Source organism: Synechocystis sp. LEGE 06083, assembly GCF_015207725.1.
Lineage (GTDB): Bacteria > Cyanobacteriota > Cyanobacteriia > Cyanobacteriales > Microcystaceae > Synechocystis > Synechocystis salina.
Genome location: NZ_JADEWJ010000102.1, coordinates 1 through 11656 on the forward strand (window position 1 = coordinate 1; position 11656 = coordinate 11656).

Below are 11656 nucleotides of genomic sequence, written 5' to 3' on the forward strand. Positions count from 1 at the left end.
AAACAAATCTTTGTCCCTTGATAACAGCCAAATATCAAATCAAAAGCCAAGACATGAGCAATCTCAACGGTTGAGATGTCTTTGCCAAGAGCATTTCTGAAATCATTTTGACGTTTCTCGATAATATTCTCAACAATTTTTAGCTGTTGCAGTTAAAGGCTTTGGCTTAAGAAAAGCTAATTTTTTCGGCCCAACGTAATTTGGCGGAACGAGCCCGGGGATTTTCCCTCTGCTCTTCTTCCCCAGCAACAATGGGCTTTTTGGTTAGCACTCGTAAATTTTCCGTTTCCCGAAAACGATGTTTAACAATGCGGTCTTCCAAGCTGTGGAAACTGATAATACCCAGTCTCCCACCAGTTTTTAACCAATGGGGGGCCTGAGCGATGAATGTTTCGAGGGAGCCCAATTCATCGTTCACTGCAATGCGTAAACCTTGGAAGGTTCTGGTGGCGGGATGGATGCGGCCATGGCGATATTTCCCCGGTACCCAACGGGCGATCGCCTCGGCCAAGTCGGTAGTGGTTTGGAAGGGACGTTGTTCCACAATCTGCCGAGCAATACGTCGGGAAAGCCGTTCTTCGCCGTATTCATAAAAAATGCGGGCTAAATCTTTTTCGGACCAGTGGTTAATAATTTCAGCGGCGGTCAGCTCCTGGCTTTGATCCATTCGCATATCCAAGGGAGCAGTGTGGCGAAAACTAAAGCCCCGATCGCCTTGATCAAGTTGAGGGGAGCTTACCCCTAAATCTGCGATGATGCCGTCAAACTGATTGGGGTGGCCAGGAAAATCGGCAAAGTTTCCGTGCCAAGTGTTAATTGTTATGCCCTCTCGATCCGTAACTAGGGGTTCCAAACGTTCTACGGCCGCGGCGATCGCCTGGGTGTCCCGGTCAATCATAGTTAGGGAGAGGGGAATGCCCAATTTAAGCAATTTTTCACTGTGGCCCCCAGCTCCCACGGTGGCATCAAGGTAATGTCCTCCGGGCTTTGGGGCCAATCCTTCCACCAGGGCCGTGGGCAAAACGCTAATGTGGTGAAAGCCTTCTGTAACAGTCTTTTCTAAATTAATTCCTTCCATGGATTTGGCTTTCCTTTGAGCCCCCGCAAGATCCCGCTCTCCCAGGGTACCAGCCCCCACGGAACTTATCCCCGGCAAAGTAATTCAAACAGGAAATGCAAACCATTAGAATTTTGTCATCCTATTCACCCGAAAGCGACTAGGCGCATGGTTATTAGCTCACGTCCCTTAAGCGGCTTGAACGGTGTTCTGAGTCGACTTTTTATTGCCAATACTCTCGCTTTCCTCGGTGTGTTCGGGGGAATGGTGCCGGAGGTGAGTTGGCAACCAACTGCCCTCGTCTTTCGTTGGTCAGCCTATTCCCAAGAATTTTCCCCCGATAGCATTAATCACTATGCAAAGGCGGTGTTGGCGATCGAAGTGGAACGCAAAAAGGCCTTCGAGGAAATTCAAACCCTCATTGGCCGGGTTCCGCCCCAACTTACCTGCACTAATCGGGACAGCATCCGTAAGTTGCCCCGCAATGCTCAGGCAATCGCCGTCAATTTCTGCAATCGTTCCAAACAAATTGCCGAAGAAAGTGGCCTCAAACCGGGGGAATTTAATCGCATCACCGAAGCGGCCAGGAATAACGCCAACCTTAAAGCCCAAATTCAACGGGCAATTATTAATCTCCGCCGTTAATGCCGGGGTCAAACTTTGGTTAGTTGTTTAGATTAGCTAAAATCGGTGATCAACTAGTCAATTTTAGGCTCTAGTCGAAAAAAAAGCGTAAATTTGCCCATAAATTGCCGTTGATTTCACTTCAGTCCTGTAAATTCTGCTTTAAGCCGCCATGGTGATTTTTGATCGTCGCCTAGAAAAAGTCCCTGACGCCACCACTTGGGAAATCCCCCTCACCGCCGAGGAACGGAGTCGCACCCGTTATCGTTTTGACAAACCAGGCTTTCCTGCCCTATTTATCCAGTTACCTCGAGGCAGTTTTTTGCACCCAGGGGATTGCCTCGGTTCCCCCACCGGAGAAACCCTGGCCATTCTGGCAGCGGCAGAACCCCTTCTCCATGTCACCAGCGGAGATCGCCTTACCCTCTTGAAGGCCGCCTATCATTTGGGTAATCGCCATGTGCCCCTGGAAGTGAACTTAGATTATTTAAGATTGGCCCCGGATCCGGTCTTGGCTGATATGCTCCGGGGTTTAGGAGTCAATGTGGAGGAAATAACCGCACCATTTTTTCCAGAACGGGGTGCTTTCCACCATCATTAGAGGAAATTTATCACTTGGCCCACGGGCTCTTAGCAATTTTGCCCAAGAAAATCAAGCCATTCGCTACAATGTTTTCATGAAGTAAAGTAAACTGACTGGCAACAACATCCCGTTGACTTTTTCTTCTGCTGTTTTCCATGCTTTCGGTAACCTGATTAAGCGACCCCTAAACCTTCCAGCTCCAGTTTTTTCCCTCTGACCACGGCGATCGCCAAACCAAAATGACAATTGATAACATCCGTCTTAGAAACGAATTTATTAACACCGAAGTTATTACCCGCAGTAGTGGCAAAAAACTTGGGGTAGTCAAAGAAGTGCTAGTCGATGTCGATCAGCGAGAAATTGTCGCCCTAGGGCTGCGGGACAACTTTTTATCCCTGACGGGCATGCCCCAATATCTCTATTTGAACAGCATTGTCCAAACCGGGGACGTGGTTTTGGTGGAAAACGATGACGTTTTTGAACTGGTGGAAGTTGATCTCTATTCCCCCCTGGTCAATAGCGAAGTGGTGACCGAAACGGGGGAACCTCTGGGTCGGGTAAGGGATTTTCAGTTTGACCTGGCTACGGGGAAAGTTTCCTCCATTATCATCGCTTCCCTGGGTCTGCCCCAAATTCCTGAGCAATTGATCAGCACTTACGAGCTATCCATCGATGAGGTGGTAAGTAGTGGTCCTAACCGTTTGATCGTTTTTGAAGGAGCAGAGGAAAGATTAAATCAACTCAGTGTAGGTTTGCTAGAACGGCTTGGTATTGGCCGACCCTCCTGGGAGCGCATGGAAGAAGATTTGTATTATCCTCCCACCACCCGTCCCGAAAACCAACTGGGCAGTGGCATTCCTGTGCGGCCACCGGTACAAGTCCGCCAACCGGAACCCGTATTGGAAGAACGTTGGAACGAAGACGATTGGCAAGATAGTCGCCCTGCCCCTCCTCCCCGTCGGGAAGTGGCCCCCCTGCGCTATCCAGAGCCGGAATACGAAGATGACTATGAAGTGGACAACTGGGGAGAGGCGGCTCCTCGTTCCTCCGCTTCAGAACCGGATTATGACTATGAAGATGAAGTGGCTGGCGATGTCTGGGACGACGATGAGGCCGCTGCCCCCTACAGTCCTCCCCGAGTGAATATTCCGGAAACCCGCCGGGAAAAAATGCCTGAATATTACGAAGAATAGTCTCTGATTTAACTAGTTTTGCACCTTTATTTGGTCATTTGTATTGCAAGTAACGTGAGTTCGGGATAAGAAAGATGACTGACAATAGGCTACAAGCTCTATAGATCAATACATTCGGGAATGACATCAGACTCGTGATTTGTGTTTTTGCATCCTCACAAGTGATTTTTTTGAGGTCCTGAAGCCCCAAATTCCCCAGTGTAGCTGGCGAAAAAACCTCCATTGCAGTCAGAGCAATACTTCTAAGGATCGGCTTAACCCGAACTCACGTTAAATATTAACCCCAGTGTCTTTGCGCTCGAACGACTACATTGACTCTCACCTTCTGGAAGCGTTTTCAATCCTCCGCCTCTAACCCTTTAATTTCACCCTGTGACCCTACCGAGCTCGATATCCTTGCACGGACAACCCTTCTTTCTCCCTGGCAGTTCTACCGCTACGTCTGCAATATTTGCCAGCAAAATGGGTATGAGCGTTTGTATTTCGGTCATTTGCCTTCTATTTTCTGTGATTATTTGCCAGAACCACTGCTTCTTGCCTTTTTTGATCGCTTAGCACAGAGTGTAGGGAGATCGCCGCAGCCCTTCCCAAAAACAACTCTCCACCTTCAGAGTCTGCAAGGTACTCTGGAACTTCGCATCAGCCATGCTGGAAGTGGAATGATCGGACAGGTAGTTAGGCTTGATATAACATACAGGGAGAAGACGCATTCCTGGGCATTTAAAGCCTTTTTCGAGCCGGATTTCGTCTGGCAACATGGCGTTTGGTCTGAGATACCAGTAGGAATATATTTGCAATCCCAGCATGTCACCCGTGACGTAGCGCAGTTCCATGCCGCTGGACTCACCTGGATGCTGTGTGAATGGATCGAACCGGATGATTGTCCTAAAACTCGCCCTGGACGGTCCTATGAGAGTCTAGCTCAACAGCAGCAACTCACCCCCCTTAATCCTCTCAACTACGCCAACTACAGTCGTCATGGCATTCGCCTTGATCTCGGCGGCATTCAACGGATCTACTGGGGACGAAGAATTCGCGATTTTGCTTACACGCTGGTTTTTTATCACAGGCGAGTCCATCGGGAAGGATGGCACTTTCTCAGTACCTATCTCAATTGTTGGACTCTCCGCTACCTTCTGGCAAGGGTGAAATGGTTGCTGTTAAGAGAACCAACGTGCGCATTTGAACAAAAAGTTACAGTTTCGGACGAAAAGCCTTCAAGGCAAGAATCTCAAGAATCTTGAGGTGGGGCATGGCTTAGTATTGGCAACGGAAAAATTTTGGGAGTTAAGGGCGGCGTAGAGGGGCGAAACTAGGGTCGATGATTTTCACCCCAATGCCGGGAAACTTAATGGCCAAATTAGCCTTGTGGCCCTTGCCCAAAATGTGGGTTACGGTGCCTTCGCCAAAATTGTTATGCATGACCCGATCGCCAACGTTCCAGATCAGTTCTTTGGCCGGTTTGGCGGACTGGGAACTGGCTGGTTTCCGGGCCTGTTTTTGGGCAATGGAAGGACCCTTGGGATCGGCGGCGGGGACATGGCGACTATTTTTTCGACCCGTTGAGCCATCGGCCAGTAAATCCGGCGGTAATTCCTGGAGGAATTGGGAGGGTATTTTGGTTTCCAGGGAACCCCAGACGTAGCGCATGCGGGCATGGGTCAAAAAGAGATTTTCTTGGGCCCTGGTAATGCCCACGTAACATAAACGGCGCTCCTCCTCCAGATCCAAAGGATCGTTTAAGCTGCGGGCATGGGGACAAGTGCCCTGCTCTAACCCCACCAAAAAGACCACTGGAAATTCCAGGCCCTTGGCGGAGTGGAGGGTCATAAGGGAAACTTCATCCCCGGATTCCTCCAAGTCATCGAGGTCGGAGGTGAGGGATGCCGAAGCCAAAAATTCCACTAGGCTGGGGTCTTCATTTTCTGCTTCAAACTGTCGCACCGCATTGTCCAATTCCCCCAGGTTAGCGAGGCGATTCTCCGCTTCTTCCGTACCCTTTTGCCTTAGATCTTCGACGTAATTAGATTTTTCCAGCACCATACTAAGGGCTTCCGATGCCGTAAGGTCACCAATCTGGCTTTGAATTTCCTGGAGCATGCGGGCAAATTGGAGGGTTTTCTTGGCCGATCGCCCGGCTAGGGTGTTCACAGAAGTTTCATCGGTGATAATTTCCCACAGGGGAATCTCCAATTCCTTGGACGCGTTTACAAAACCTTCAATGGTGGATTTACCAATGCCCCGTCGGGGAGTATTGATAATCCTCAACAAGCTTACCGTATCGGCCGGATTAACCAATATCCGGAGGTAGGCAATGGCATCTTTGATTTCCTGGCGATCGTAAAAGCGAAACCCACCAACAATGTTGTAGCGAATATTATTATTTAATAGCTGTTCTTCAAAGGCCCGGGATTGGGCATTGGTGCGATACAAAATGGCAAAACTACCAAAGTTTAGTTCGGGATTATTTTTCCTTAAGCTCAGAATTTTATTAATTACAAAACGGGATTCATCCCTTTCATCATCGGCTTGGTAAAGGATAATATCATCCCCACCGCTCCGGGTAGCTTTTAACACCTTATCAATGCGTTGGCTATTGTGTTCAATTAAATGGTTAGCTGCTTGGAGAATATTTTCCCGGGAACGGTAATTTTCCTCTAGTTTGACCATGGTTTCCGTTTCCCCATCCACCAGGCGATCGCCAAAATCATCTTGAAAATTGAGCAGAATGGTAAAGTCTGCCATGCGGAAACTGTAAATAGATTGGTCCGCATCCCCCACCACAAAAGTGGAGCGTCCCCGCCAATCCCACTCCGACCGTCGTTCTTCCCCATTAGTACTTAGTAAGCGAATTAAATCATACTGAATGCGATTAGTGTCTTGGTATTCGTCCACCAAAATATGATTAAACTTGCGGTGCCAGTAGCCCAAAACTGATTCATTTTGTTGAAATAAACGGGTGGGAATGAGAATTAAATCATCAAAATCTAGGGCATTATTAGCGGCCAATTGGTTTTGGTAAGCCTGGTAAACTTCCGCAATCACTCTGCCTTTATAGCTGCGATTTTCCCGTAGATAAATTTCCGGTGATTGCCCGAGGTTTTTAGCATTACTGACCTGGTAGCGGATGCTCTTAGGATTGAACTGTTTTTCGTCCAAATCCATATCTTTAGTGACAATGGTTTTAAACAAACTTTGCACGTCACTTTCATCAAAGATGGAAAATTGTTTTGTCCAACGGCGTCCACTGGTGTCCTGATATTTATCAATGTCGTAGCGGAGAATACGAGAACATAGACTGTGGAAAGTGCCAATCCAGAGGGGTTTCGTAACTGTTTTGTACACCCTGGAAAGCAACTGTTTTTGTTCATATTCCCCCAGCAATTCCCAGCGTTGATTAAATTCCTGCTGGGCCCAGGTTTGGGCAAAGATCTTTTCCAACCGTTCCTTCATTTCCTTGGCGGCTTTATTGGTGAAGGTGACCGCCAAAATATTTTCCGGATTGATACGATGTTGACGAATGAGGTGGGCAATGCGGTAGGTTAGTGCTCTGGTTTTCCCCGAGCCGGCCCCGGCCACTACTAGGAGGGGACCACAAAAATGCTCCACCGCCCGTCTTTGGGAGGGATTAAGATGGGCAAGGTAGTCGGGGACAACAGTCATGGGCACACTAAGCTCAAGGTTCAATCAACAATTAAGTTTAGCAATCAACCAAGGGAAATTATTTTTTGGCTGTCGTCCTTTTCTATTTCCACTGCCTGTTGTTGATAGGTCTACGCCACAATCTGCCAATCTGAACTAACATCGCCCCTAGCTATCGGATTCCGCTTCAAAGCTATCGGAACTGAGGCGAGCCTGTTTAATCAAGGCTTCCGGGCTAACATTGTCGAGAAAATCGCGAAAAGCTTGTCTTTCCTCTTCGTCCGCATCCCGATCCACTGGAATGGAAGCATCAGCCAATACTTCTTCCATCACCCAGATGGGACTATCCATCCGCAGAGCAAGGGAAATGGCATCACTGGGGCGGCAGTCAATTTCCCTGATTTGATCCCCCTGCACACAGCAGAGCACGGCGTAAAAAGTGTTGTCCTGCAGGGAATGAATGATAATTTTTTTGAGGTCCACATCCCAGGTAGTGAGGAGATTAACCATCAGGTCATGGGTGAGGGGACGACTAGGTTTTTGATTTTCTAAGGCTCCGATAATCGAACGGGCCTGGTCTTGGCTAATGTAAATAGGTAATGCCCGCCGTTCAGATCCATCCTTGAGCAATACGATGGGACTGCGACTTACCGCATCGAGGGCAATGCCAGCTACTCTCATCTCAATCATTGGGTAGATCCTCTGGGGAACATTGACAGCACAATGCAGGATTTTATTTTAACCCACTCCCTCTCCCGCCTGGGCAATGGCATTGACAGTAGGTTGTTCAGCGTGGGCAGTTCCTCCTAAGATGGGGAAGATTGGCAATGGCACATTACTGCTGGTGGTGGAAGGCGTACATTAATGAAAATTATTTTGACTGGGGTGACGGGCTTTGTGGGGCGTTCTTTGGTGCCCCTGCTACATCAACAGAGCCATGAGCTAACTTTGTTGGTGCGTAGTGTGCCCAAGGCCCAACGGTTATTTCCCCCCAGCAGTTTCCCCCAGTTAAAGGCGATCGCCTATGAAGCAACGGAGAGTGGTCCCTGGCAGGAACAGGTCAATGGCCAGGATGCGGTGATTAATCTGGCGGGGGAACCCATTTCGGAACGGTGGACGGAAGCTTACAAAACCGCAATTTTTGATAGTCGGAAACTAGGTACGGAAAAGTTGGTGGAGGCGATTGCCAAAGCAGAACGGAGGCCCCAGGTAATGATTTCTGGGTCAGCCATTGGCTACTACGGCACTAGCGAAACAGAGACTTTTACGGAAAGGAGTCCAGCGGGGGATGATTTTCTGGCCGAAGTTTGTCAGGCGTGGGAAAATGCCGCCCACCCAGTAGAGTCCTTGGGGGTTAGGTTGGTGATCTTGCGCATTGGTATTGTGCTGGGGGCCGATGGCGGTGCGTTGGGCAAAATGTTGCCACCGTTTAAATTATTTGCAGGGGGACCTCTGGGCAGTGGAGAACAATGGTTTTCCTGGATTGATCGCCGGGATTTGGTTGCTCTGATTGACAAGGCCTTAACTGACCCATCACTGCGGGGCACCTTTAATGCCACAGCGCCCAATCCGGTCAAGATGAAGGAATTTTGCCATACCCTGGGGAAAGTGTTAGCCCGTCCTTCCTGGTTGCCGGTGCCGGATATTGCTTTGGAATTACTCCTAGGAGAAGCGGCCAAGTTGGTGCTGGAAGGGCAACAGGTTTTACCAGAGGCGATCGCCAAAACAGATTTTCAATTCCAAGCGCCAGACCTAGAAACCAGTCTGCGGCAAATTTTGGCAAGTTAATATCCATATCTATCACCAGGGATAAGCCTAATTAAGGTGCTAGGATGCTCTGATGCCCATTGATTTCGGTTTCCGCTGTGGCCCAGGTAATTGTCGAAAACCTCTACAAAAGTTTCCCTCCCCAAGGCAAAAATCAGGCTAAGGAAGGGGCTCCGGTAAATGTGCTCAAGGCCATTAACCTAGAAATTGCCGATGGGGAATTTATGGTCCTGGTGGGCCCCTCCGGTTGTGGCAAAAGTACTCTCCTGCGGTTAATTGCGGGCTTAGAAACTGTGACAGGGGGCCAAATTTACATTGGCGATCGCCGGGTCAATGATTTACCCCCCAAGGCCAGGGACATTGCCATGGTGTTCCAAAGCTATGCCCTCTATCCCCATCTGAGCGTTTACGACAACATTGCCTTTGGTTTGCGGCGCATGCCTGATCGGGAAAATAGTCAGACCGAGGATAAATTACCCCGCTGGGTAGGGGACAGCTTACGGGGCATTACCAAGCCGTTGCCCAAGTCTTTGCATTATCTGTCAGCCCAGGAAAAGGTGCTGGCTCAACGGGTCAACCAAGTGGCCCAACAATTGCAAATTGATCATTTGCTAGACCGTCTGCCCAAACAATTATCCGGTGGGCAAAAGCAAAGAGTGGCCCTCGGTCGGGCGATCGCCAGGAATCCTCAGGTCTTTTTGATGGATGAACCCCTGTCCAACCTGGATGCCAAATTGCGAGCGGAAACCCGCAGTCAGATTGTGCAAATTCAGCGGCAACTGGGCATCACCACCATTTACGTCACCCACGACCAAACCGAAGCTATGACCATGGGCGATCGGATAGCGGTGCTCAACCAAGGGGTAATCCAACAGATTGCGCCTCCTTTAACTTTGTACAATCAGCCCGCCAACCGTTTTGTGGGGGAATTTATCGGTTCTCCTCCCATGAACTTTTTTACCCTCAAAGTGGCATCGGCTACAGTGCTGCAACATCCCGCCTTTGCCCTCAATCTGCCGGCAAAATGGCACGAACTAGTGGCTCCCTACGTGGGTCGTTCCCTAATTTTGGGAGTAAGGCCAGAAAGTTTTGTTCTTAGTGCCGAAGGATCCGACGCTTTCCCTGTGAAAGTAAATTTGGTGGAAGCCCTCGGTAACGATACTTTTATCTATGCCCATTTAGTGACGGAACCGGAGCTAACCCTACAGGCTCGCATTGCCCCTGATCATCTGCTCCAGGTGGGGGAACAACTCTGGTTGGCGATCAACCCTGAAAAAATTCATCTGTTTGACGCGAAAACTGAACAGGCGATCAATCAACGCTAGGAAGATTAACGATTCTGAAAGTGGACTTGAAAAGGAAACAAAACGGACTATCAGCCAAAGCCAATTTTCCCACCATTCAGCCGAGGTTAATAAAAAAACAAGATAAACTGGGGCTGAGTCCGCCCAAACCTATCAGACCCTTACCAGCCAATGGATCTGCTCTGCACCCGCCCCGGTTGTGCCCGTTTAAATTCTTTTCCTGACCTGGATAATCGCAACACCTTGCAAACAGTGCAACAAAGGTTTTGCACCAGTTGTCGGATGCCGCTGATTTTAGCCGGTAGATATTTGCCGGTGAAACTTTTAGGACAGGGTGGTTTTGGGGCCGCCTATCTTGCCCTGGACCGGTTTACCCCCACCATGCGTTTTTGCGTGGTTAAGCAATTTCAACCGTCGGGGAATTTAAATCAAGAGCAATTGGATTTAGCTTTATCCCTGTTTGAACGGGAAGCGGTGGTGTTGGAAAAGTTGGGCAATCGCCATGATCAGATTCCCGATTTGTTTGCCTATTTTCCTCTGTTGGTGGACGATCCCCGCACTGGGAAACAGGATCAATTTTTTTATTTGGTGCAGGAATTTATTAACGGTCAGGATTTGGAAAAAACCGTTGAAAAACACGGTCCCATGTCGGAAGCAGAAGTGCTGTGGGTGCTGACGGAAATGCTCAAAATTCTTAGTTTCGTCCACGGCACCGGAGCGATCCACCGGGATATTAAGCCATCTAATTTAATGCGGGACCAAGAGGGCAAATTGTACCTGTTGGATTTTGGGGCAGTGAAGCAGGCAACCGCCGGGGTGGGGGCAAGCAATGAAAGTTCCACGGGGATCTACTCCATGGGTTTTGCGCCGCCGGAACAGATGGCTGGCAACCAGGTTTATCCCGCCACGGATTTATATGCTTTGGCTGTAACTTGTCTTTATCTATTAACGGGCAAAACGGCCCAGGATTTGTATGACGCTTACCATAACCAATGGAATTGGCGATCGCCTGGTTTGCAGGTTAGTCAACCTTTGGCCGATGTGATTGATCGTTTGCTTTTACCCACTCCCAAGGACCGTTACGCCAGTGCCGAGGAGGTCTTGGCAGTTCTCAACGGCGGTAAGGGCAATCAGGGTAAATCTCCACCGGGGGCCGTAGCATCCACTCCCCAAGGTGCCAATACCCAAATTCAACCAACCCCAGCAAGTTCTGCTCCAACTCCAGCCCCCCCCAAAACCCCGGGTAAAATTAGCCAAGCGGTGCAAAATTTGCCGGTTATCAAAGTTCTGTTCCAAGGGGCTTTAACCGGTTCCATCGTAGTTTTTTGGGGCATTATTGCTGTCACCCTCTTTCCCCAAACCAATATTAGTTTAGGTATTTTGGGCATGGTGGTGGCGGGGATAATTTTTGCCCAATTTAAGCGCTGGTTAGAAGTAACAGAAATGTTGAGCCTCAATACCCTAACCATTTTGGCTTTATTAGCCG

The 11656-nt window shown here is 49.1% G+C and carries 10 protein-coding genes; 7 read left to right on the top strand and 3 right to left on the bottom strand.

Annotation, left to right across the window (positions count from 1 at the left end; all coding sequences use genetic code 11):
* Positions 1 to 166 precede the first annotated feature (166 nt).
* Complete coding sequence (gene rsmH / locus IQ219_RS09540) at positions 167 to 1078, bottom strand: 16S rRNA (cytosine(1402)-N(4))-methyltransferase RsmH (RefSeq protein ID WP_194072439.1); 912 nt, start codon at positions 1076 to 1078, stop codon at positions 167 to 169.
* Positions 1079 to 1225: 147 nt separating this feature from the next.
* Here rsmH and IQ219_RS09545 point away from each other — a divergent pair, with 147 nt between their 5' ends.
* From IQ219_RS09545 to IQ219_RS20090, 4 genes are all read left to right on the top strand, one after another.
* Positions 1226 to 1702 (top strand): DUF4168 domain-containing protein, encoded by a 477-nt coding sequence (locus tag IQ219_RS09545; RefSeq protein WP_190596193.1) that lies wholly within the window; start codon positions 1226 to 1228, stop codon positions 1700 to 1702.
* Between the two features lie 151 nt (positions 1703 to 1853).
* Positions 1854 to 2282: an urease accessory protein UreE gene (gene ureE, locus IQ219_RS09550; RefSeq protein ID WP_194072440.1), complete on the top strand. Its 429-nt coding sequence runs from the start codon at positions 1854 to 1856 to the stop codon at positions 2280 to 2282.
* Positions 2283 to 2503: 221 nt separating this feature from the next.
* Entirely contained in the window at positions 2504 to 3457 is a 954-nt protein-coding gene (locus IQ219_RS09555) for a PRC-barrel domain-containing protein (RefSeq protein ID WP_194072441.1), read from the top strand.
* A 311-nt stretch (positions 3458 to 3768) separates the two neighbouring features.
* Positions 3769 to 4701 carry a hypothetical protein gene (locus IQ219_RS20090; RefSeq protein ID WP_228016878.1) on the top strand — a complete coding sequence of 311 codons (933 nt, stop codon included), beginning with the start codon at positions 3769 to 3771 and terminating at the stop codon, positions 4699 to 4701.
* A gap of 43 nt (positions 4702 to 4744) precedes the next feature.
* Here IQ219_RS20090 and pcrA read toward each other — a convergent pair whose 3' ends face one another.
* Both pcrA and IQ219_RS09570 read right to left on the bottom strand, forming a co-directional pair.
* Positions 4745 to 7126, bottom strand: a complete 2382-nt coding sequence (pcrA, locus tag IQ219_RS09565) for a DNA helicase PcrA (RefSeq protein WP_368667596.1) — start codon at positions 7124 to 7126, stop codon at positions 4745 to 4747.
* A 141-nt stretch (positions 7127 to 7267) separates the two neighbouring features.
* Positions 7268 to 7789, bottom strand: coding sequence for a bifunctional nuclease family protein (locus tag IQ219_RS09570; RefSeq protein WP_194072443.1), 522 nt, complete (start codon positions 7787 to 7789; stop codon positions 7268 to 7270).
* Between the two features lie 174 nt (positions 7790 to 7963).
* On the opposite strand from IQ219_RS09570, the gene IQ219_RS09575 reads away from it, so the two are divergent.
* From IQ219_RS09575 to IQ219_RS09585, 3 genes are all read left to right on the top strand, one after another.
* Entirely contained in the window at positions 7964 to 8887 is a 924-nt protein-coding gene (locus IQ219_RS09575) for a TIGR01777 family oxidoreductase (RefSeq protein WP_194072444.1), read from the top strand.
* 77 nt (positions 8888 to 8964) lie between these two features.
* The gene (locus IQ219_RS09580) at positions 8965 to 10191 is read left to right on the top strand and encodes an ABC transporter ATP-binding protein (protein WP_190599485.1); all 1227 of its coding nucleotides are present in this window, start codon (positions 8965 to 8967) and stop codon (positions 10189 to 10191) included.
* A gap of 150 nt (positions 10192 to 10341) precedes the next feature.
* Positions 10342 to 11656: serine/threonine-protein kinase (locus IQ219_RS09585; RefSeq protein WP_194072445.1), on the top strand; the 1315-nt coding region annotated here is incomplete at its 3' end.